Below are 21,057 nucleotides of genomic sequence, written 5' to 3' on the forward strand. Positions count from 1 at the left end.
TTGCCGATGCTGCATGGCCTCCGGGGTCGAACGAGGGAAAATTCCCGGTCCCGGAAAAAGTGACCCGGCCGTGCGCTGGAACTGCCGGAATCGGTCCAAAAGGGCGGCAGGTGGATTTCGCGTCCGCCGGATCGGCTCCGATCGCCCCTTGCGGATTCGTCCTATCCTGGGGGCGCGTCCCGGATTCCCGGGATGATAACCAAGGTGTTGAGTCGATGTCGCAGAAAAAGTTGAGTCCTGGGTGGGGGAATTATCTCGATCTGTTCCCGACCCATCGCTACCCAAGCCGCTGGAAGCTAGCCCATGAAATTCACCCTCCGATTTCTCCTCCCGTCCACCTTGGCGCTCTGCGCATGTTTGCCATCGCTCGCCGGGGACACCCTCGAGGTCACCAGTCCGGCCGGTGAGGTCCACCGCACCCGATCGACCGGCGGCCAGATCTCAACGGAGTTCCCCCCGGGCGCCGAGCCGGCGTCGCGGGCTCCCCGGACGGCGGCTGCCGAACCCGGCGTCGAGCTGAGAGAGTTCGTCGACCCGGAAACGGGACGCCGGGTCGATTCCGAAGGGAACATCAGCGGCAAGGCCGGGGCAGCTCCGGAGGCGACTCCCGCCGTCGCCACCCGGGGCGTCGAGAAGATCACCATCGACCGGATGACGGTGGGAAACACCTATTCCAGCACCTATTCTCCGGCATCGGGATTCATCATCCTTGGCACGGCCAAGACCTATTTCCTGAGCGACGGGAGCAACTGGCAGAGCGGCGCGGGCAGTGCATCGACCGGCTACGCCGGATTCCACCATGCCGAGGTCGACGGCCCGTTGATCCGCTACCACTTCAATGCACCCGGCCAAGGCTACCTGTACCGCCAGACCGACTACAATGCCGGCAATCACTCGTCCAACGGCACCCTTGGCGCCGGTGGGCCGATCATCCTCGAGGCGGCCGCCGGCTCCACCACCGGGACTTTGAAAGGCGTGGCGATCATCACGGCCAACATCCCGGCAAACTACCCCGAACCGCGATTCAACTACTGGAGTTCGCCCCTCGGGTCAGCCGTTCCCTTCGAGATGACGGTCTCGCTGAAAAACGGTGCCACCTTCACCGAAGCGACCTTCTCGCAGTCCTTTACCTACACCACGACCGGTTCAGTTGATTTGGCCAATCCCGTCTCACTGCCCGGCCTCACCGGAATCGGGATCGAGGGGCCGGCCCAGGTCCTGCCGGGCTCGGCGATCCAGTTCCACGCGATCGCCAGCTTCGAAAGCGGGGCCTTGCAGGACGTCTCCGGCGACGCGACGTGGACTGTCAGCCCCGCCGAGGCCGCCACGATTGCCAATGGCCTGCTGACCACCCAGTCCGTCACGGAGGACACGCCGCTCGACCTCACGGTCACCTACACCTCGGACGGGACCACGAAGACGGCGGCCCGGCGCGTGGTTTGCAGGACGGTCAGCCAGGAGGAACTTGCCGCCTCCTGGCCCACCTACCAGGGGAACGAACGGCACGACGGCCACATCCCGATCTCGCTGGAGCCGGACAAATTCAGCCTGCGCTGGCAGAGGAACATCGCTCCGGGCATGGTGCTCAACCCGGTGACCGCGGCAGACGGCAAGGTCTTCGTTTCGCTGCGCACCTACTTCCAAGGCGGCGATTCCCTGTTTGCCCTGGACGCGCGGGATGGCGAGACCCTCTGGTCGGCGGATTTCGGCTCCGTGTTTTCCGTCAACCCGCCGGCCTACGGCTATGGAAACCTCTACATCCAGACGGGGAACCACGGCGGTGACACCCACCTCTGGGCCTTCGACGCCGACAACGGCACCCTTGTCTTCAAGTCACCCCATGGCGCCCAGTGGGAACGCTACTACGCGCCTACGATATACGACGGGAAGGTGTATGTGAACGGCGGGTCCTACGGCGGGATGTACGCCTTCAATGCCTTTACCGGGGCCAACCTCTGGTTCGCGGGGCTGCCCCAGTACGACGAGTTCACCCCGGCGGTCGACCAGAACCACGTCTATGCCTATGTCGGCAGCTACTCGCCCGCGCTTTACGTGGTGGATCGCGAAACCGGCGCCGCCGCCTATCAGATCGACGATCCCAACTTCGACTGGAACGGCTGGAGCATGAACCTCGCCCCGGTGCTGGGCGGCCGGCAGGATGTCATCGCGGTCCACGGCGGGCGCCTGATCCGCTTCGACCTCGAGAACCGCAACATCGCCTACGAGATAACCGGCAGCTTCGCGGGCCAACCCTCGGTCGCCAAGGGCGTGATCTATGTGATCAATGGCGGCTCGGTCGAGGCGCGCCGGCAGTCGGACGGAGGTTACCTCTGGGGCTGGACGCCGGCCAGCGGCTCGGCCTCGGAGCACCTCATTGTCACCGACACCCACGTCATCGCCAGGACGCAGTCCGAGACGCACGCCATCGAGATCCTCTCCGGCGAAGGGGATTGGTCCTACCCTGCAGCGGGCAGCATGGCGATCGGCGAGGAAACACTCTACATCGCCTCCGCCACCGGCACGCTCACCGCGATCTCGATCCCCGAGTTCAACCGCGCGCTGCCGGTCGCCATGGAGATCGAGGGTCCCGCGGAGGCGGGCGAGTTCGCCACTTCCGGCTACACCGCCTGGGTCCGCTACGACGACGGACGCGTCCGCGATCGCACCCGGCTTTGCAGTTGGAGCGTGAGCCCCGCGGGTGGGGCATCGATGGATGAGCCGGGGCAGCTCGTCGTCGGCGAACTGATGGCCCCGTCCCGCACCGTCGGGCTGACCGCCACCTATGCGGAGGAAGGCGAGGAACTCTCGGCGGAATTCCAGGTGGATCTCAAGATCGGAGTCTCCCGTGAATCCTTCATCGACCGCAATCTCCAGGAGGCGCGCTCTCTCACCGAACAGGCGCTTTTGCTCCTCCAGGAAGCCGAGCGGCGGGAGAATGAGGTCGCGGCCGTCCTGAAGGAGGACATCAAGGGCAAGGGTCGCACGGGCATCCTGGCGAAGAAGCAACTGGACCAGGTACGTTTCGCCACCCGGTGGGGTATCAAGGGGCAGAACGACCTCGTGAACGGCGTCCGGATCCTCCGCGCGATTCCCCCACGGGAGAAGGATTGAGGTCCGGCAACGGGGAGAATTCCGGGTCGTTCGGAGAAGCCGTCGGCGGAGGGTCGGGGAGTGAATCGCTCCCCGGACTTGCCCGGGAAGGTTCTTCATTTCTGCGGTCGCTTTGCTCACCCGCTAGCAGCTTGCGAAGGGCCGGGACTTCGCCAAGCTCGCCGTAGCACAGATCGCGGGACACGATGCAATGCCAGTCATGCCTGACACTCTGCTCGATCGGACCTGCCGCCGCCACGGGTCGTCGAAAAGCCCCTGACTCCCGCATTGCGCCTGACCACAAAAGCGACATGATCTAAACCAACCAACATCCGAGGACCGGCGTCGCACGGGCAGCGCGTCCACCGATGAGCCCGGTGCCGGGATCTGCGACGGGGCGCCGGGCAACCGGCGTCCCTACCTCAATCGACTAGAATTGGTAATCATGCATCCAGTCCGAGTCGCCGTGGTTGTGACCGCGATCAGCGCCGCCAGTTGGTTGCTTCCGATCTACCGCGTCGTAGAGTACCTGATGAGCTTGCCCAGTCTCATGTCGGGGAAATCGATCGGCGACTCGAATGATCTCCACTACGGATACGAGCTTTTATTCTCGTATCTCTTTTGTCTGCTTACACCGGTGCTCTTGGGATACCTCTACATCCTTCGACCTAAGCTACTGGTGATTGTTCCGTGCCTACTCGTCGTGGCGATGGCTCTTCGGGTTATCGCATTGCGCCCAGAGGAGGTGATTGTGTTATTCCCCTCGATTCGGCCCTTTCAGCCGGCGCAAGTTGGACTCGTGGCAGCTCTTGTCGGGCTCTATTTTTTCCAGAGCAACAGTCGGCCAGAATTCGATCAGTCGTAACCATAATTGTCGTACACTGCCGAAGCAGGGCGACCCCGTACAGCGGCCTTGTTGCGTAGCGGTCTCGGTGATTCAATCCGGCAACGAGGATCGGAGCGCCGCCATGCGGGTCGGGGCCGCCTGTTCTCTGACGTTGGGCAAAAATACGATGCGCCATTTCCTCCAAGCCGTATTGCTGTTCTTATTGGTGGGCTGTTCAAATACGACGGTCACCCGGGTGAGAGAGAGCAACCAAGCATTATACCCCGATGGCAGGGTGCATGTCGGCTGGAGTGACGATCGAATCCCGTTTAACCTGATGATCCATGCGGACGTCGCATTGCCGCCGGTTGGTGCGTCGATTCCGGCACGGAAGGCATTCAGGGACATCTCGATACTGAATTGTAGATCCGACGACACGGAGTATCCAAGGGGAGGCAAAGATGCTTGGTTGCGAGAGATGAGAGGCAGCCTGCATCTGATTTCTGAGGATCAGATTGTGATCGATGCCTATTTTTTGGATGGTGCTGGCAAGCGACAACCTTACCCCTTTTCAGGGGAGCACCATATTGACTCAGATGCATAGAAGCATGCCATGAGCCGTGATCCGACAGTTCAAGCCGCGACGGTCGACCTCGGACCATTGATCGATTGGTATGAGGCTCAAGTTGATGGGGCGTGGGAGCACCGGCATGGATTGAAGCTCGAGTCTCTCGACAATCCCGGGTGGCTTCTCACCGTGGATTTGATGCACACCGACCTCAACGGGCAGACGATGGCCGACTTGTCCGAAGGCTGTTCCCCGGACGGCCATCCCGTAGCACCGAACTGGATTCACTGCCGGATTGCCGATGGCCGGTTTCTGGGCGCATGTGATCCGCGGCAACTGCCCCGACTACTCCGCGTGTTCATCGACCTATCCGGCGAGAGCGGCTGATCCAACAAGCCGAACAAGATGCGGCTGCACGACTCTCGCCAGCTGCCTTGTCGCGCACGGTCCGAGATGGTAGAGAGTTTGCTCCGAATCGCGCTGGCCGCCATGAGGGTCGGGCTGGTAGCGCCTCGATGTTCTCTCTCAAAATGAAGAGTCTTGCGGCCCTCCTGATCCTAGCCATCGCTGGTTGCAAGAGCAGAGGCACGCCATTCACTGCCCCGACAGAGTCGGAGATTTCTTCGATCAGCGCGCGGCTTCTCAACCGTCCAGATCGAGGTGCGGATATTGAACAATTTGAGGTTCCGAAGGCCAATTGGCAGGAAATCCTCACAGCCCTGGATGGAGCCGAACACGATCCTAACCCGATGAAGTGGCAGGTTTTGGGCGATGTCGTAATCCATCAAACCACGGGAACCACTGGTGTGAGCCTGTTTTGGACGGGGGAGGAGATCGGGGCATTTCGAGCTGGCGGTGCCTACTACCGAGGTAGCTCTGATGAAGAACTCATTCAGGTAATTGCCGCTGCAAAGAAGCAACAAAGCGAACAAGAGGCTGATCTTGCTCCCGGAGGGCGCTGATTCCTGGTTCGACACCGCAAGAAACTCAACGGGATAACGAGACCGTCGGATAACCCCGATTGAGCCCGTCGTTCCGTTGCCTTCCGATCGTGCCGAGTGATGGACGTCGTTCCCGATTTCCGGGCGGGCATTTGAGCTCCGGGGTCATGGCACTTCGTGATGGGCTTCTGTGACGGACTGGCATTTGGCAAGGATTCCAGCTGCTTCCGCATCGGCCATGCGAGTGAGCTGACCCACGATCAGGCTGCGGTGGATGGGCGGTGGAGCCAGACAGATGGCTTTGGCCTGGACCGGCCTTTGAGAAGGATTTGCGGATCCTCAAAAATTGGATCGAGAAAAACATTGACCGACCAGTCGGTCGGAATATGGTCATCGGCATGAACACGAGCACGCGGAGCGCCACGAAACGCGCCGAGATCCTCCAGGTCGCGTCGCGGCTATTCTATGAGCAGGGTTACCACCAGACCGGCGTCCAGCAGATCATCGCCGAGGCGGGTGCGGCCAAGGGCACTTTCTACACCCATTTCAAATCGAAGGAGGAACTCGGGCTGGCTTGGCTCAGTGCCCGGCACACGACGTGGAACGGCTGGCTGCAGGACGCGATCCGGGACCAGCCGACGGCCCGCGGGAAGATCCTCGGCATCTTCGAATTCCTCGGCACGTGGATGGAGGACTGCCACTACCGCGGCTGCGCCTTCCTCAACACTCTCTGCGAAATGCCGGACTGCGACCCGGCCATCCGGGCGGAAATCGCGAACCACAAGCGGGAGCTCAAGGAGCTCTTCCAGTCGCTCGTCGCCCAGCACCAGCCGGAAGCGTCCCAAGCCGACTCCCAGCAGTTGGGAACCGTCCTCTTCCTGCTTTTCGAGGGCACGCTGATCGAACTGCAGAACTTCCGCGAGCCCTGGCCCCTCGATGGCGCCCGGCAACACGTGGAATCCCTCCTCTGAGCCAACCAGCATCCCCGGGGAATGCCCCATCAGGCATTCCCCTCCTTTTCAAACTTTTGATGACCGACCGGTCGGTCGTTCATCGGAAACCAAGAACGAAACAAGACAAACCACAACCCCACAGAACAATGAACCGACTGAATATCGTCCCAACCGAAGGTGCCCCCGAGGAAATCGCAACCCTCTACGGTGCCGTGAAGCAGAAGCTCGGCCTCGTGCCGAACATGGTGAAGGCCCTCGGCAATAGCCGTGCCGCCCTCGAGGGCTACCTCTCCCTCAGCGGTGCCCTCTCAGGGGGCCGGCTTCCCGCCGCGACCCGCGAGAAGATCGCGCTGCGGGTGGCTGAGCTGAACCGTTGCGGCTACTGCCTCAGTGCCCACACCGCCATCGGCGGGCTCCTGAAGATCCCGGCAAGCGCCCTGACCGGTGCCCGCGCCGGCTATTCCGCCGATGCCCGCGAGCAGGCGATCCTCGACCTGGTCGAAGCGATCGTCGAGACGCGGGGAAATGTCGCGGACGCCGCCTACCGCGCGGCCGTCGGGGCGGGATTGGATGAAGAGGCGATCACCGAGGTGGCGGCCAACGTCGCCCTCAACGTGTTCACCAACTACTTCAACCGCCTGGCCGCCACCGAGATCGACTTCCCGGAAGTCGGCCCTCTCGAGACCGGGGGCGAGTGCGACGACGCTGCGTGTGCCTGCCAGACGGCGGCCGCCGTGTGAACCCGAACCCCGGGGTGGCGGGGACGCCCTGTTCCCGCCGCCCCCTTTCATTTCATCATGAGCACCAACGCATCAAGACCGCCGCTGCCTCCCTTCACCGAGGAGAGCGCGCGCCTCAAGGTCCAACTCGCCGAGGACGCTTGGAACACCCGGGATCCCGAGCGCGTGGCATTGGCCTATTCCGAGGACTCGGAGTGGCGCAACCGCTCCGAGTTTCTCAAGGGCCGGAAGGCCATCGTCGGGTTCCTCCGCCGCAAGTGGCAGCGGGAACTCGACTACCGTCTCCGCAAGTCGCTGTGGGCCTTCCACGGGCACCGGATCGCCGTCCGCTTCGAGTACGAGTGGCGCGATGACTTCGGCCAGTGGTTCCGGTCCCATGGCAACGAGAACTGGGAGTTCGATCCAAGCGGCCTGATGACCCGCCGCTATGCCTCGATCAACGACCAGTCGATCACCGCCGGCGAACGCCGGCTCATCCCGCGCGCGTCATGAAACCGCTGCTCCCGCACGATCTCACCCGGCGCCCGCCGCGCAGCGCCCGCGCCCGGCTCGGTGGCTTCGCCCACCTGCCCCGCTTGCTCGACAAGGCGAGGGCCGCCCATGCCGCGACGCTTGGGAACTACGTCTATGGCGACGAAAGCCTGCTGGACCGCGAGTTCTTCCGCTTCACCAGCATCACCGCCGAATCCCTGCTGCGGCGGGTGGCCGGCGGGGACGGCGACCTGGCGATCCTCGAGTGGATCCTGTCCAGCTCCGGGCATCCTCCGCGTCCTCACGAAATCGAGGCCTGGAGCCGGTGGATCGAAAACGTCCCCGGCCTCAGCCGCGAGGCCCGCGCGTGGTTCGCGGACTACTCGGGACAGCTCGATCCGCCCCGGCCCGACGTCTCGACCCTCTTCGAGTATCTCGATCTCGACGACCACCTCAGCTTCGGCGGACGTGCCTGACCGCATCCCGCCTTCCTTGATCCAACAAACTCCACTCAAACCTCAGAACCAAAGACATCATGAAAAACACATCCTCAAACATCGATTGGCAAAAGGCCGGTATCGCCGGCATCATCGGAACCGTCCTCTTCGACCTGGTCGGTCTCGCCTTCACGGGAACCTGGTGGGACATCCCCGGGGTGCTCGCCTCGGCGGTCGGCGTGCCGTTTCCCATCGCGCTGCTCATGCACTACGGCAACGGGGTGGCCCTGGCCGTGATCTACGCGGCGCTCGCGCCCTCGCTGTTCGGCCCGGCCTGGTTCCGTGCCATCGCCTTCACCACCTTGGAAACGGTGATGCTGGTCTGGTTCCTCCTGTTCCCCTTGCTCGGCCTGGGCATCGCGGGCCTCAAGGGCGGATGGCTCTTTCCGATCCTGTCGATGACCCGTCACTGGGCCTACGCGATCCCGCTTCTCCTGATGGTTTGGCCGGCGGCGGGAAGGGTCCCCGCGACGTCCGGAGCAACCCTTCTGGACCGCGGGTGAAGCTGCTCCCACCGTGGCTTTCCGAAACACGCCAATCCCCCCGGGCTCGATTTCCGGGGAGGATTGGCCCCATGCCCGCTCTCAAGCGGGCCTCTTCGCCTGCCGGAAGCGGTCCATCGGTTGTTCCAGGTAGCGCCAGCACAGCCAGGCGATCCCCCAGGATCCGAGGCCGAGGACGATGAGCCGGACCGCCAACAGCGGACCGTCGAAGACGGGGTGCCAGAGGAAAGGCAGCACACAACCCATCGCCAGCGGCATGCTGGTGTGGAAGAGGTAGAGGCCGTAGCTGATCTTGCCGATGTGCTGGATCGCAGGGTGATCGAGAATCTTCCCGAGCAGGCCGCCGAAGCCGCGCAGGGTGGCCGAGATCAGGCCGGCGAAGACCACGGATACGAGCGTCTGCTGGAAGTGCCGCAGCCCGGCGACGGGGCGGCCGGCCTCATCGAACACGTAGAGCACCGCATAGAGGACGAAGGCGACCCAAGCGGCCCGGCCGAGCCGCCGGTCGCCGGCTTTCAGGCCGCGGCTCATGGCCACGGCGAGCAAGGCACCGGCGCCAAAGTAATCGGCCGCGGCGGTCGAGATCGCGCCGGGGTGCTCGACTTGCGGGAAGTGGTGCAAGGTCAACCAGCGGGTCAGTGGGGCGAGGGCGGCGAAGACCACCAGCACCGGGACCAGCGCGCGCCGCGGGACGAAGTAGATGACCAGCGGCCACAGCAGGTAGAATTGGATCTGGATCGCCAGTGTCCAGTAGTGGGCGGTCCCGGACGGCCATTCGGGCAGCATCGCGATGTGGAAATTCGCCACGTGGAGCAGGTAGACGAACGGGTGCGCACGGATGTCGGGAGCGCCGAAGATCCAGGCGAAAAGCATCGCCGCATAGCACGGGATCAGGATGCGGATGGCGCGCTTCTTGAGGAAAAACCTCAGCGCAGGCCGCCGCCACGGGCCGCCGCTCGCCTCGCCCTGGTCACGGTCGCGCAGCAGCACCCGGGTGATCAGGAAGCCGGTCAGGGTGAGGAAGAAATAGAGGCCGATCTCGAACGGCAGCGGGCCGCGCCAGGCGTAAGGCGCCCAGTGCAGCCAGATCACCCCCAGCACGGCGAAGGCACGCCAGCCATCGAGTTGGGTATTTCGCGGGGCGGACAAGACGCGGGGACGGTGGAAGTCCCGCCCGCGGCTTCACAGCAAAATCCGCGGGCCGGGGATCACTTGAGGTCGAGCAGCCAGGCGACCAGCTGCTGGAAGTCGGCTTCCGGGATCGCATGGGCGAAGGCCGGCGGCATCAGGGAAAGGCCGGTTTCCTCGTTGGCCGCGATGTCGCCGCGGCGCAGACGGTGCTCCGTGCCGGCGGCATCGACGCAGACCAGCGTCTCGCCGACCGTCCCGCGCTCGAGGCCGGCGAAGGTGCTGCCGTCCTTCATGGTGATCAGGTGCAGGCGGAAATGGGCATCGACGTTGCGGCCCGGGTCGAGGATGTCCTCCATCAGGCGGGCGGCGCCGCGATTGCCGATGCCGTCGAGTTGCGGGCCGATCAGCGCGCCCTTGCCCCCGATCGCGTGACAGGCGGCACAGTGGGTCGCGAAGGTCGCGGCACCTTTTGCCGGATCCGGAGTGACCGCGGGCAAGGCGGCGACCCGGGCGGCGATCAGGCGATCCGTCTCGGCCTGCATTTCCGCGGAAACCGGCGACGGCGGGGGAGGCGGAGGTGCGGGCAGGTAGGCTGCGAGCTGGTCGCGCAGCCCGGCCGGGGCCGCGAACTTCAGCAGCAGTGCCAGCCGGCCGAGCCGGTCCCCGGCCGCGGTGAAACTCGCCGCGGTGAGAAGGGGCGGATCGAATTCCCCCGCGGCCAGCCAGGCATAGGCGGGGCCGTCGTCGCCGTCGGTGATCTCGAATCGCACCCGCCGGCCGGCACCGGTTTCCCAGCGGATGGCGTGGGCGGTGTCATCGCGCGGCGGCAGGGCGCGGTGGAGTTCCTCGCCGCTTTCGTCGTCGACCAGCCGCACGAAGTTCCGGTCGTGGCCCTCTTGGCCGGGCGCTCCCGAGTGCCCGCAGAGGACAAAGCTCAGCACGGGCGGCGCGGCGAACGGAGCCGAGCGCAGCGTGCCGGTGCGGCGTTCGGGCTCCTCGCCGGCACCGTCGAGGCTGGAGATCAGCCGCACCTCGCGGCCGTCGCCGAGCTTGCGGTCCTGGAGCGTCCACGGCGCGGACTTCGAGCGGGGATCGGCCACCGCGGTCCAGACTCCCTGTTCCTTGCGGGCGAGCAGTTCCGTGGCAATCGCATTGCCCCAGCCGGTGAGCTCCGGGCCGGGAAGTTCGCCGCGTTGCTGCAAGCCGTCGGCGATGGCGAGAAGCAGGTCGGCCTGTTGGCCGGGGTCCGCGAAGTTGGCGCGGGAAAACTCCGCCAGTTCGGCCGCGGGCAGCTTCCCGGCCAGTGAGGGCAACGACTTCACGACCTCGTCGCAAGCCGGCGGACTGGACTTCAGGTCGTCGAACAAGAAGCGCGCCGCCTCGACGGAGTTCACCGAGCGGGCAAGATCGCGGATCTCATGGCGGAGGGATTCCGGAACCTCAAGCGGTCCGAAGCCGCCGGGCAGCTTCAGGTGCTCGCGGATCACGATCCGCAGCTGGTGGCGGAGCGCGGGGTCGGTGGGCGGGGTGTTCCCGAGGGCCGCCAGCAGCGCGGGCAGCCAATCGACCGACTGCGGCCGGATCAGGGCTTCGGCGGCGACCCGTTTCTCTGCCGGTGATCCGGATTCCAACCAACGGCGGGTCTTTTCCAAGGACGCGGGCGTCAGCCCTCCGGCCCGCGCCTCGAAGCGCAGCGCCGCGATCTCACCGGGCGCTTCTTCATTTTCCGCGGGCAGTTCACGTTTCACGATCCGCCAGATCCGGCCGCGCTCGCGGTCGCGCCCGGGGTGGTCCAGCGGCACCTCGTAGTGGCCGATGATCCGGTTGTAGAAATCGGCCACATAGAGCGCGCGGTCCGGCCCGATGCGCAGGTCGACCGGGCGGAACCACGGGTCCTCGCTGACGAGGAAATCGGGCTCCTCGGCTGCCGCCGGGGTGCTGCCGGTGAAGCTCACCCGGTCGAGGTTGATCCGCGAGGTGACCACGTTGCCGATCAGGATGCGATCCTGCCAGGACTCGCCCCAGGTGCCGCGGTCGAGGTAAGTGATCCCGCAGATGCCGGTGGAGGCGTGGGTGTGGTGCATCATCACCGGGCCGAAGCCGAGGCCGTCGTCGGGCTTGCCGAAGCTGGGATAGACGGCGCCGGGGATCAGCTGGTAGATCGGCGCGCTGTGGCAGTCGGCGCTGTAGAGATTGCCATCGCGGTCCCACGCCAGGCCGAAGGGATTGACCTGGCCGGCGGTGAAGAGCTCGACCCGGCTGCCGTCCGGCTTGAAACGGAACACGTTGCCCGAGTTCAGCACCAGCTCGGTGCCCGGGTCGCCAGGTTGCGCGCCGCGCAGGTTTTCCGGCCGGACCTTGAAATGACTGTCGTTGCTGAAGCCGTGGGTCGCATAGACCCAGCCGTCCGGGGCGAGGCGGAAACTGGAGCAATTGCCGTGGACATCGCGCTCCCAGCCGAGGGGGCCGAAGAGGATCTTGCGCTCGTCGCAGACGCCGTCGCCGTCGGTGTCGTCGAAGAACCAGAGGTTGGGGATGCTCCAAGCGATGCAGCCGGTCTTGTACGGCAGCACCCCGGTCGGGATGTTGAGTCCGTCGGCAAAGACGGTGCGCTTGTCGGCTCGGCCGTCCTTGTCAGTGTCCTCGAGGATGATGATGGCGTCGCGGCTGTCGCGGACGCGGCTGCCCTGCGGGTCCGCCCAGCGATCGCGCGGCGCCGGATGGGGATACTCGCGGGTGCTGGTGACCCACAGGCGGCCCTGGTCGTCGAAGGCGATGTTGATCGGCTTGTCGATCTGCGGCTCCGCGGCGAAGAGTTGGACTTCAAAGCCCTCGGGGACCTGGAATCCGGCGAGTTCTTCTTCCGGAACCCGCGGGCCGGACTCGCGGACCAGCGAGGTATCGACGGCCGCTGGTGCGGGACTCCACGACAGGGGCAGCAAGAGGGCGCAAAGGCGGGGCAGCGAGGGTTTCATCCGCGGTTTCCCCCATACTACCCGGCAGGCGACGATTCCTTTCGCTGCGGAAGAAGGGTGGCAGGAGCGGGCGGCCTATCCACCCGCCCGCTCCAGCACCGGTCGTACGGGACCTTGCGATCGGGCGGGGGGCAGACCGATCGAAAAGCGCCGGACCGCGCGCACCGGGTCATGAGCACGCGTCGCGGCCGGGACGGTCCCACGGGGCCGTCCCCTCGGGCAATGCGGATGCGATGAACGACCCTATCGGTCGATGAACGACCGCTGTTTGAATGATACAAAACTCTGCAGATCCGCCGATCGTTTTGACAATCATGGCATTGGTCGCACGGTGCCGGGGGAGGGGCGGAGCAGCGGACGGGAGGGAGAAGATGGAGATGACAGCTGATTGGAAATCGGTGGCAGGATGGCTGCTGCAGGCCGACGTCGATGACGGCGTTTCGCACGTGCTCGCCCATTTCGGCCGTCTCCACGGGGCGGACCGGGCCTGGGTGATTCGCTACGACGAGGCGTTCACCCACTTGTGGAACACCCATGAATGGACCGCGCCCGGGATCCGGGGTCACGTGGAGGATGTCCAGGGCGTTCCGGTGGAGGCCGGGGTCTGGCTGCACGAGGAAATGAAGCGACAGGGCCACCTGATGATCGCGGACGTTGCCACCATGCCGAAACGCGCCCGCGGCCTGCAGGCGGAATTCCAGCGGCAGGGGATCCAATCGCTGCTCGCGCTGCCGGTCTACCGGGAGGACCGGCTGGCTTTTCAGGTCGGCTACGATGCGGTCAGGCAGCCGCGGGTTTGGCCGGAGGCGGAAATCGCCGAACTGAAGGACGCCGCGGAATTGATCGCCAAGGCCTTGCGGGCCCGGGGCAGCGGCGGGCGAATGGGATTTCCGACCTTCGCCCCGGAAGATCGCCTGGTCCACCTGCGGGTCGGCGTGGGCACGGTGGCGATCCCGCTTTCCGACATCCGCCGGATCGAGGCGGACGGCGACTACACCGTGGTCCATGCCAAGGGCGGGCGGCGCAACACCGAGCGGCGGAGCGTTCGCGACTGGGAAGGCATTCTGCCCAAGGACCAGTTCATCCGCATCCACCGCGGCATGATCGTCCGCGCGGACGCCATCCAGAAGCTCGACCGCGGCGGCGGCCGCTGGCGGGTGACCCTGGTCGACGGCGAGCACCCGATCCCGGTCGGCCGTGTCTACCGGGCCGCGGTACGGATTCACCTGGGGATCTGAAAGCGCGGATCGACAGCGCCCCCGGCCTTCCCTAGGCTGCCGCGCGAATGACGTTGGCTGAGCTCGGGTGGGACGACTTTTTCGCCAAGGCCTTTGCGCCGTTGGAAGCGAAGGGCTGGGTGCCCGCGCGCCTGATCCGCGAGAGTCCGATCAACTACGGCGCCTTCCTGGGCGACGGCGAGGAGATCGACGTGGTTCTCGGCGGCAAGGTCTGGCATGACGCCGCCTGCGACGCCGAACTGCCCGCGGTCGGAGACTGGGTCGCGGTTGAAATGGGTGGCGAGAACGAGGACCACATGATCCGCGCGCGCTTGCCGCGGAAGTCGTGTTTTTCCCGCAAGATGCCGGGCAAGAGCACCCAGGAGCAGGTGATCGGCGCGAACGTCGACGTCGTCGCGGTGGTCACCGATTCCGGTCCCGACCACAATCCGCGGCGGATGGAACGCTACTTCGCCTTGATCGGCCGCAGCGGCGCGAAGCCGGTGGTGCTGGTCAACAAGTCGGACCTGTTCCCGGCGGAACACAACCAGGCTTGCGCCGACGAACTCCGCGCCTTGTGCCCGGACGCCGACGTCCACGTCACCAGTGCACTGACCGGCGACGGTCTCGAGGTGCTGAAATCCTACCTCGGCGAGGGCGTCACGATGTGCGTCGTGGGATCGTCGGGGGTCGGCAAGTCGACCTTGGTCAACCAGCTCTACGGCGAGGAGTGGCAATGGACCAGCGAGGTCAACGATGTCACCGGCAAGGGCCGCCACACCACCACCTCGCGCGAGCTCGTCCCGCTGTCCGGCGGTGGCATGTTGATCGACAACCCGGGGATGCGCGAAATCCAGATGTGGACCGACGAGCAGACCCTGCGGGAAAGCTTCGCCGACCTCGAGGAGATGGCCGCGGAGTGCCGCTTCGCCGATTGCAAGCACGGCCACGACAAGGGCTGCGCGATCCGGGCCGCCGTGGCGGAAGGGACGGTCGATCTTCACCGGCTGGAGAGTTTCCTGCGGCTCGACGAGGAGATCGAAAAGATCCGCCATCTGGCGAAGAAGCGGCAGATGACCGTCGAGCGCTGGGCCAAGCGCAACCACCGGGTCAAGGCCCGCAATCTCAACGACCGCATCCAGCTCGAGGAAGACGAGCGCGGCGAGTGGCGTTGAGGCGTCGCCCGCTTCTCAGGAAAAGGTTGTCCGGGCGGGGGAATGCGGTAGGGGTCTTGGGATGAGAAACTTGCTCGCCCTCGCCATGGCCGGCCTGATGACCGCTGCTGCTCCCGCCGCCGATGAACCGGCCAAGGACAAGCCGGCGACCATCGAGCAGGTGGAGAAACAACTGGAAAAAGGGGCCCAGCTGCTGGATGTCCGGACCAAGTCGGAGTGGGACAAGGGCCACCTCAAGGGCGCGACCCGGGTGGATATTTTCAAGGACGGATTCCTGGAGAAGGTGAAGGCCAAGATGGATCCGAAGAAGCCGCTGGTGGTCTACTGCCATTCGGGCGGCCGCAGCGCCGATGCGACGGAACAGCTGCGCGAGGCGGGATTCACCACGGTCTACGATCTGGATGGCGGGATCACCGCCTGGAAGAAGGCCGGCAAGCCGGTGGAGAAATGAAGGCCGCGCTGGGAGCCTGCCCGTGGTTGCTGGTTTGCCTGGTGCTTTCAGGGTGCAGCGTGGTGCCCGCGGCCCAGCCGGTGGTGCCGCCGGCATTGGTCACCGAACTCAACAAATCGTGGCCGGACAACCGCACCATCCATCTGGTGTTCCACGGCCACAGCGTGCCGTCAGGGTATCACAAGACGCCGGAGGTGAAGCCCTTCGACTCCTACCCGCTGATGGCGATGGAGAAGATCCAGAAGGCTTATCCCCACGCGGTGATCAACGCCATCGTCACCTCGATCGGCGGCGAGGACAGCGTCAAGGGCGCGGCCCGCTTCGAGAAGGATGCCCTGTCGATGCGGCCCGACGTGGTGTTCATCGACTATGCGCTCAATGACCGCCGCGTGCCCGAGGCGGAGGTGGAGAAGGCCTGGCGCACGATGGTCCGCGCCGCCAAGGCGAAGGGGGTGCCGGTGGTCCTGGTGACGCCGACCGGGGCGCGCGGCGTGAAGTTCGACGACCCGGCCGAACCGCTGGAAGTCCGCGCCGCGATCATCCGCAAGGTGGCGGCGGAAGAAGGCGTGTTGCTCGCCGACGTGTGGGCGGCTTGGAAGGCGGAGGTGAAGGGCGGCACCAACCAGGACCGCTTGCTGGCCCAGGCGAACCACCCCAACCGCAAGGGCCACGAGATCGCCGCGAAGGTGATCGCCGGGCTGTTCGGTGCACGGTGAGCGGAGTCAAAAACCTTGGAGTGCGGTGGCAGAGCCCCGTGGGGGCGGCGACACCGCTTTCGAAGGAACGTGAGCGGTCGCGATGCATGTTCGAGCTGTCCAATCCCAACGGGTTCGTCCGTGGATTCCATAAGGTCGCAGGGAATGCGTCAGGGTGAGGGGTCACAGAATAAAGGGCCGTCGCCGGTCGTGCCTCCCTCTGCCGGCGCACTCCAAAGGGTGATTTGATCGCCGCGAAGGTGATCGGCCGGGCTGTTCGGTGCATGGTGAGTGGAGTCAAAAACCTTGGAGTGCGGTGGCAGAGCCCCGTCGGGGCGGCGACACCGCTTTCGAAGGAACGTGAGCGGTCGCGATGCATGTTCGAGCTATCCAATCCCAACGTGTTCGTCCGCGGATTCCTTGAGGTCGCAGGAAATGCGTCAGGGTGAGGGGTCACCGAACAAAGCGCCGTCGCCGGTCGTGCCTTCCTCTGCCGGCGCACTCCAAAGGGTGATTTGCCGCGATCCCGATCCGGTGATGTCCCGCTTTCAACTGGCCGAAACAAGCCGCCGGCGGCAACGGTAAGAGGTCACCATGAAAACCCTCATTGCCGCCTGTTGCCTCATGACCGCCGTTGCCTCCGCCGATTGGGAACCCTTGTGGCAGGGCGAAGCCCCCGGGGCCAAGCGTCCTCCCGCCGGATCGGAAACGATCGGCGACGGCTGGCGCTACACCGACATCGAGGTGCCGCAGTACTTCGCCTACCCCGCGCCGGCCGGCAACAACACCGGCAAGGCGGTGGTGATCTTTCCCGGCGGCGGCTACGGCATCCTGGCGATGAACCACGAGGGCCACGACTACGCGAAGTGGCTCAACGAACGCGGCATCACCGGCGTGGTCGTAAAGTACCGCGTCAGCGGCAAGGCGGAGTTCGGCTACCAGTACCCGGTGCCCCTGCTCGATGCCCGCCGCGCCATCCGCACGGTGCGGGCGCGGGCCAAGGAGTGGGGCGTGGATCCCGCGAAGGTCGGGGTGATGGGGTCTTCCGCGGGGGGATCCCTGGCCAGCCTGTGTTCGACCCTTTACGGCGAGACCTTCGCGGAGGAAGGCAAGGACGAGATCGACGCCCGGAGCTGCAAGCCCGACTTCTCGATCCTGATCTACCCGGTCATCACCATGGGCGAGGTGACCCACGGCGGCTCCCGCCACAACCTGTTAGGCGATCATCCCGAGCCGGCGCTGGTCGAGAAGTGCTCCGGTGAAAAGCAGGTCACCAAGGACACTCCGCCGGCCTTCCTCCTCACCACCGCCGACGACGGCGTCGACTGCCGCAACAGCCTCGACTACGCCGCCGCCTGCAAGGCCCACGGCGTGCCGGTGAGCCTCCACCTGTTCGAGAAAGGCGGCCACGGCTACGGGATGAACGTGCAAGACAAGGGCGACCTCGCGGCCTGGCCGTCGTTGCTGGACGCGTGGTTGAAGCGCTGAGCGCGCTCCTTCAATCCCCGGCTTCCGGCTGATAGATCAGCAGCAAGGGCAAGCCGTTTCCACCGACCACGAAATCCGCCAGGCCGTCGCCGTCGAGGTCCGCCGCAGCGCGCAGGGGACTTGCCGAGAGATCGGCATCCCCGGTGAAATGGAAGCCGTCCACCGCCACCGGTCCTCCGTCCGCGGCTTTCAGGTAGCCGTTCGGGCTCACCCATTCCGGAGAGCCGTTGCCATCAAAGTCCGCGAGAGGTGAACCGGGAAACACATCGCCCGCGATGGGCAGCGACCGCCACGACGAGGGATCGCGTGATCCGTCGCCGGGGTTCTCCAGCCAGTGGGAACGGATCAGGGGATTTCCGAGCAGGTCGCTACCATCGATCTCCCGCAGGCAGAGATCGAGGTCGCCATCGAGATCCATATCGGCAAGCGCCAGATTGCCGGGCATGGTGGGATTTCCGAGGAAGTCGGTGCCGGCGATCACGAGGGGGATCTCGACGATCTGCCCGATTCCCCCGTGGCCGTCGTTGAAGCCGATACCGGCCCGGTTCGGGAATGTGCTTCCGAACGGAAAATCGGGCAGCTGTGTGACATCGCCGTAGATCGCGGAAACGATGTCAGGAGCACCGTCGCCATCCAGATCCCCGGTGCGGGTGAAGCCGATCGTGACCGGATTGCCCAGGAAGTCCAACGCGTTGCACAGGTCGATCAGGTGCCGGGGTGGCGTGTTGAACTTGCCGCGGGTATTCTCCTGGAGTTGCCCGGCTCCCACCAGGTCCGGATCCCCGTCGAGGTCCCAGTCGATCCATTCGCCGCCGAAGGCGGATGCGGACGGCGCGCCCCGCGGACGAAGCGGTCGTCCAAACTTGCCGGTGCCACGACCTTTGGCCACCGCGAGAACCGCCTCGTAGCCATCCGATTTCAACGAGACGCTGCGGCAGACCAGATCAAGGTGGCCGTCACCGTTCGGATCACCGGTTTGCACGATCTCCAGGAAGTGGCGCCGCTGATTGAGCGTCTTGATTTTCTCCGGATTGCCCAAGCCTGTTTTCCCGCGGTTGCGTCGCAGCCAGAAGGTTCCGTCACCATCGGGGCCGATGACCAGGTCGGTCTTGCCATCTTCATCGAAGTCGCCGGTGTGCACCGACTGGAAACGGGACGGCGCGGTGAAAATCCGGGCGGCTTTCTTCACGGGTTTCGACGATCCCCACACGACATCGAGTGCCGCGCTGCCGTTGTCGGTTTGAGCCCGGAGCAACAGGTCCGGGCGTCCATCGCCGTCGAGGTCTTCGAAGAGGAAAAACCAGGGAAAAGAGGTGGCGGGCACCGGCAACGGAACTTCCGCTTCCGGCACTGCCGAGTTGGCGCTGAAATTGGCGAAAACCAGGGCTTCTTCCGGTCCGGCGAGCACCGCGTGGAAGGCCGCCTCCTGTCCCGGCCGTGGGACCACGCTGTACCACAAGGCGGGAAGGACTTGCTGCCACGCTTCCAATTCGGGCTGCTCCGCGAAAGCCAGGCCGCCCAGGTTCTGCAGCCAATCGCCGTCTGACATCAACAGGTCCGGCAACCCGTCACCATCGATATCGGTCCAGCGATCGCCGGTGCGGTATGAAACGACCCTGGTGGCGGACCCAAAGGACCGCGGGCCGGTCCTCTCCAGTATCTGGAAAATCCCGCTGTCATCCACGAGGGAAAGATCCAGGTCCCCGTCCTGGTCCATGTCCACGGCCGTGACTTCCGCCCAAGGACTAACACCGGCCCTGGAGGGGACCAGCCGGGTTACGGTTTCCTCATAGTTTCCCCCGATCTGGCGCTCCAGCACGTGCAGGGTCACCGGTGCTCCTTCTTCGGAGGTGAAATGAAGCAACTCCGCCGGCCCGTCGCCATCCAGATCGAGGGCCGTCCACGGCCCGGTGCTGGGAGCGGCAAGTGGGACGCCGACCGCAGGGGCCACGCCATCCAGCGATGGTGTCAGTGCGAGCGGTTCACACCTTCCGGGAAGCGTTGCGTTCCAACGGGATACGAAGATTTCGGAAGCGGAGTCCCCGGTGAGATCCGCGAAGGTCGCGCGCTCCAGCCATTGATCTTGCGCTACGGGCGCGACGTGGCACAGCCGTGGCGGCGCAAACCGGCGTCGTCCGACGTTCTCCATCCACTGGGCGTGGGGATCGAAGCCCCCGCTGGTGCTGTTTGCCGGGAGTTGAACCAAGTCCAGGTCGCCGTCGCCGTCCAGATCGCGGGCGACGAGATTCGTCGGCTCCAACGGGAATTGTGACGCCGGTGCCAGCATCTCGATCCGGACTGTCTGTGCCCACAAGCTTGCGGGAAGAACGGTCGATACCAGGAGAAGTGAGACGGAGTTCAATGGTTGGGGGGATGGAAGTTTGGATCCCGGGACTCGAGTCCCGGGGGATTTGTTCTGGAAGCATCACGTCGCCAAGGCCGCCATCACCGCCTTCTGGGCGTGGAGGCGGTTTTCGGCTTCCTGGAAGATCGTGTCGGCGTGGAGTTCCAGCACGTCCTCGGTGATCTCCTTGCCGCGATAGGCGGGCAGGCAGTGGAGGACGATGTGGTCGGCTGCGGCGCCGGCGAGCAGGTCGGCGTTGACCTGGAAGGGGCCGAAGGCCGATTCCTTGTCCTTCTGGTCTTCCTGGCCCATCGACAGCCAGACGTCGGTGTTGATGACGTGGGCGCCCGCCACCGCGGCCGCCGGATCGCTGGTGACCGTGACGTTCGAGGCGTCGAGCTTGGCGAGGAAGTCGGGCGACGGCTGGTATTCGGGCGGGGCACCGACCGCGAGTTCGAAGCCGAGCCGCTTGGCCGCCCACATCCACGAGATCGTCATGTTGGAGAAGCCGTCGCCGATGAAGGCGATCTTCTTGCCCTCCCAGCTGCCGAGGAGTTCCTGCACCGTCAGGAGATCGGCGAGGATCTGGCAGGGGTGTTCGTCGTCGGTCAGGGCGTTGATCGTCGGGATGCCGGAGTAGGCGGCGAAATCGACCACGTCCTCCTGGGCGAAGGTCCGGATGATGGCCCCGTGGACCATCCGGCCGAGCACCCGCGCGGTGTCCTTGATCGGTTCGCCCCGGCCGAGCTGGATCTCGTTCTTGGAAAGGAAGATCGCCTTGCCGCCGAGCTCACGGATGCCGACTTCAAAGGAGACCCGGGTCCGGGTCGAGGACTTGGTGAAGATCATCGCCCAGGTCTGGCCGGCGAGCGGCTGTTCGGCGTGGTGGCCACGCTCCGCCTTGAGCCGTGCGGCGTCTGCCAGCAGGCCGGTGATCTGGGCGGCGGTGAGTTCTTCGATGGAAAGGAGGTGTTTCATGGGAAAGTACCGAG

Annotated in this window: 18 protein-coding genes; 14 read left to right on the forward strand and 4 right to left on the reverse strand. The window is 65.2% G+C overall.

Annotation, left to right across the window (positions count from 1 at the left end):
* The first annotated feature begins 303 nt into the window (after window positions 1-303).
* The 9 genes from IG178_RS17075 (at window position 304) to IG178_RS17115 (ending at window position 8,589) form a co-directional block, all read left to right on the forward strand.
* Window positions 304-3,111 (forward strand): outer membrane protein assembly factor BamB family protein, encoded by a 2,808-nt coding sequence (locus IG178_RS17075; RefSeq protein ID WP_193213785.1) that lies wholly within the window; start codon window positions 304-306, stop codon window positions 3,109-3,111.
* Window positions 3,112-4,103: 992 nt separating this feature from the next.
* Window positions 4,104-4,520, forward strand: a complete 417-nt coding sequence (locus IG178_RS17080) for a hypothetical protein (RefSeq protein WP_193213786.1) — start codon at window positions 4,104-4,106, stop codon at window positions 4,518-4,520.
* 9 nt (window positions 4,521-4,529) lie between these two features.
* Window positions 4,530-4,871 carry an immunity 53 family protein gene (locus IG178_RS17085; RefSeq protein ID WP_193213787.1) on the forward strand — a complete coding sequence of 114 codons (342 nt, stop codon included), beginning with the start codon at window positions 4,530-4,532 and terminating at the stop codon, window positions 4,869-4,871.
* A 143-nt stretch (window positions 4,872-5,014) separates the two neighbouring features.
* Complete coding sequence (locus tag IG178_RS17090; protein WP_226895523.1) at window positions 5,015-5,446, forward strand: hypothetical protein; 432 nt, start codon at window positions 5,015-5,017, stop codon at window positions 5,444-5,446.
* A 377-nt stretch (window positions 5,447-5,823) separates the two neighbouring features.
* Window positions 5,824-6,396 (forward strand): TetR/AcrR family transcriptional regulator, encoded by a 573-nt coding sequence (locus tag IG178_RS17095; RefSeq protein ID WP_193213789.1) that lies wholly within the window; start codon window positions 5,824-5,826, stop codon window positions 6,394-6,396.
* A gap of 128 nt (window positions 6,397-6,524) precedes the next feature.
* Entirely contained in the window at window positions 6,525-7,118 is a 594-nt protein-coding gene (locus tag IG178_RS17100; protein WP_193213790.1) for a carboxymuconolactone decarboxylase family protein, read from the forward strand.
* A 57-nt stretch (window positions 7,119-7,175) separates the two neighbouring features.
* The gene (locus IG178_RS17105; RefSeq protein WP_193213791.1) at window positions 7,176-7,610 is read left to right on the forward strand and encodes a nuclear transport factor 2 family protein; all 435 of its coding nucleotides are present in this window, start codon (window positions 7,176-7,178) and stop codon (window positions 7,608-7,610) included.
* Window positions 7,607-8,065, forward strand: coding sequence for a DUF5069 domain-containing protein (locus IG178_RS17110; RefSeq protein ID WP_193213792.1), 459 nt, complete (start codon window positions 7,607-7,609; stop codon window positions 8,063-8,065). Before IG178_RS17105 ends, IG178_RS17110 begins: the two co-directional genes overlap by 4 nt.
* A gap of 59 nt (window positions 8,066-8,124) precedes the next feature.
* Window positions 8,125-8,589: a hypothetical protein gene (locus tag IG178_RS17115; RefSeq protein ID WP_193213793.1), complete on the forward strand. Its 465-nt coding sequence runs from the start codon at window positions 8,125-8,127 to the stop codon at window positions 8,587-8,589.
* Window positions 8,590-8,670: 81 nt separating this feature from the next.
* Here IG178_RS17115 and IG178_RS17120 read toward each other — a convergent pair whose 3' ends face one another.
* Together IG178_RS17120 and IG178_RS17125 are read right to left on the reverse strand one after the other, a co-directional pair.
* Window positions 8,671-9,738: an acyltransferase family protein gene (locus IG178_RS17120; RefSeq protein ID WP_193213794.1), complete on the reverse strand. Its 1,068-nt coding sequence runs from the start codon at window positions 9,736-9,738 to the stop codon at window positions 8,671-8,673.
* A gap of 59 nt (window positions 9,739-9,797) precedes the next feature.
* Window positions 9,798-12,695 carry a PVC-type heme-binding CxxCH protein gene (locus IG178_RS17125; protein WP_193213795.1) on the reverse strand — a complete coding sequence of 966 codons (2,898 nt, stop codon included), beginning with the start codon at window positions 12,693-12,695 and terminating at the stop codon, window positions 9,798-9,800.
* 377 nt (window positions 12,696-13,072) lie between these two features.
* On the opposite strand from IG178_RS17125, the gene IG178_RS17130 reads away from it, so the two are divergent.
* The 5 genes from IG178_RS17130 to IG178_RS17150 all read left to right on the forward strand — a co-directional run bounded on the left by IG178_RS17130 (window position 13,073) and on the right by IG178_RS17150 (window position 17,721).
* Window positions 13,073-13,933: a LytTR family transcriptional regulator DNA-binding domain-containing protein gene (locus IG178_RS17130; RefSeq protein WP_193213796.1), complete on the forward strand. Its 861-nt coding sequence runs from the start codon at window positions 13,073-13,075 to the stop codon at window positions 13,931-13,933.
* A 47-nt stretch (window positions 13,934-13,980) separates the two neighbouring features.
* Complete coding sequence (rsgA, locus tag IG178_RS17135; RefSeq protein ID WP_193213797.1) at window positions 13,981-15,087, forward strand: ribosome small subunit-dependent GTPase A; 1,107 nt, start codon at window positions 13,981-13,983, stop codon at window positions 15,085-15,087.
* Between the two features lie 61 nt (window positions 15,088-15,148).
* Complete coding sequence (locus tag IG178_RS17140; RefSeq protein ID WP_193213798.1) at window positions 15,149-15,538, forward strand: rhodanese-like domain-containing protein; 390 nt, start codon at window positions 15,149-15,151, stop codon at window positions 15,536-15,538.
* Window positions 15,535-16,254, forward strand: coding sequence for an SGNH/GDSL hydrolase family protein (locus tag IG178_RS17145; RefSeq protein ID WP_193213799.1), 720 nt, complete (start codon window positions 15,535-15,537; stop codon window positions 16,252-16,254). Before IG178_RS17140 ends, IG178_RS17145 begins: the two co-directional genes overlap by 4 nt.
* A 573-nt stretch (window positions 16,255-16,827) precedes the next feature.
* Entirely contained in the window at window positions 16,828-17,721 is an 894-nt protein-coding gene (locus tag IG178_RS17150; protein WP_193213800.1) for an alpha/beta hydrolase, read from the forward strand.
* Between the two features lie 10 nt (window positions 17,722-17,731).
* Here the strand turns inward: IG178_RS17150 and IG178_RS17155 are convergent, their stop codons facing one another.
* The gene (locus tag IG178_RS17155) at window positions 17,732-20,083 is read right to left on the reverse strand and encodes an FG-GAP repeat domain-containing protein (RefSeq protein WP_193213801.1); all 2,352 of its coding nucleotides are present in this window, start codon (window positions 20,081-20,083) and stop codon (window positions 17,732-17,734) included.
* Window positions 20,084-20,146: 63 nt separating this feature from the next.
* Window positions 20,147-21,043, reverse strand: a complete 897-nt coding sequence (gene argF / locus IG178_RS17160) for an ornithine carbamoyltransferase (RefSeq protein ID WP_193213802.1) — start codon at window positions 21,041-21,043, stop codon at window positions 20,147-20,149.
* Between the last annotated feature and the right edge of the window lie 14 nt (window positions 21,044-21,057).

This window comes from Neoluteolibacter marinus (genome assembly GCF_014904755.1).
Taxonomy (GTDB): Bacteria; Verrucomicrobiota; Verrucomicrobiia; order Verrucomicrobiales; family Akkermansiaceae; genus Haloferula; species Haloferula marina.

What these genes read in the sequence shown, in the direction of transcription:
- IG178_RS17130 (WP_193213796.1), top strand. Translation starts at nt 13,073, where the DNA reads ATGACAGCTGATTGGAAATCGGTGGCAGGATGGCTGCTGCAGGCCGAC.
- IG178_RS17075 (WP_193213785.1), top strand. Translation starts at nt 304, where the DNA reads ATGAAATTCACCCTCCGATTTCTCCTCCCGTCCACCTTGGCGCTCTGC.
- IG178_RS17115 (WP_193213793.1), top strand. Translation starts at nt 8,125, where the DNA reads ATGAAAAACACATCCTCAAACATCGATTGGCAAAAGGCCGGTATCGCC.
- IG178_RS17145 (WP_193213799.1), top strand. Translation starts at nt 15,535, where the DNA reads ATGAAGGCCGCGCTGGGAGCCTGCCCGTGGTTGCTGGTTTGCCTGGTG.
- IG178_RS17140 (WP_193213798.1), top strand. Translation starts at nt 15,149, where the DNA reads ATGAGAAACTTGCTCGCCCTCGCCATGGCCGGCCTGATGACCGCTGCT.
- IG178_RS17105 (WP_193213791.1), top strand. Translation starts at nt 7,176, where the DNA reads ATGAGCACCAACGCATCAAGACCGCCGCTGCCTCCCTTCACCGAGGAG.
- IG178_RS17125 (WP_193213795.1), bottom strand. Translation starts at nt 12,695, where the DNA reads ATGAAACCCTCGCTGCCCCGCCTTTGCGCCCTCTTGCTGCCCCTGTCG.
- argF (WP_193213802.1), bottom strand. Translation starts at nt 21,043, where the DNA reads ATGAAACACCTCCTTTCCATCGAAGAACTCACCGCCGCCCAGATCACC.
- IG178_RS17100 (WP_193213790.1), top strand. Translation starts at nt 6,525, where the DNA reads ATGAACCGACTGAATATCGTCCCAACCGAAGGTGCCCCCGAGGAAATC.
- IG178_RS17110 (WP_193213792.1), top strand. Translation starts at nt 7,607, where the DNA reads ATGAAACCGCTGCTCCCGCACGATCTCACCCGGCGCCCGCCGCGCAGC.
- IG178_RS17090 (WP_226895523.1), top strand. Translation starts at nt 5,015, where the DNA reads ATGAAGAGTCTTGCGGCCCTCCTGATCCTAGCCATCGCTGGTTGCAAG.
- IG178_RS17080 (WP_193213786.1), top strand. Translation starts at nt 4,104, where the DNA reads ATGCGCCATTTCCTCCAAGCCGTATTGCTGTTCTTATTGGTGGGCTGT.
- IG178_RS17150 (WP_193213800.1), top strand. Translation starts at nt 16,828, where the DNA reads ATGAAAACCCTCATTGCCGCCTGTTGCCTCATGACCGCCGTTGCCTCC.
- IG178_RS17085 (WP_193213787.1), top strand. Translation starts at nt 4,530, where the DNA reads ATGAGCCGTGATCCGACAGTTCAAGCCGCGACGGTCGACCTCGGACCA.
- IG178_RS17095 (WP_193213789.1), top strand. Translation starts at nt 5,824, where the DNA reads ATGAACACGAGCACGCGGAGCGCCACGAAACGCGCCGAGATCCTCCAG.
- rsgA (WP_193213797.1), top strand. Translation starts at nt 13,981, where the DNA reads ATGACGTTGGCTGAGCTCGGGTGGGACGACTTTTTCGCCAAGGCCTTT.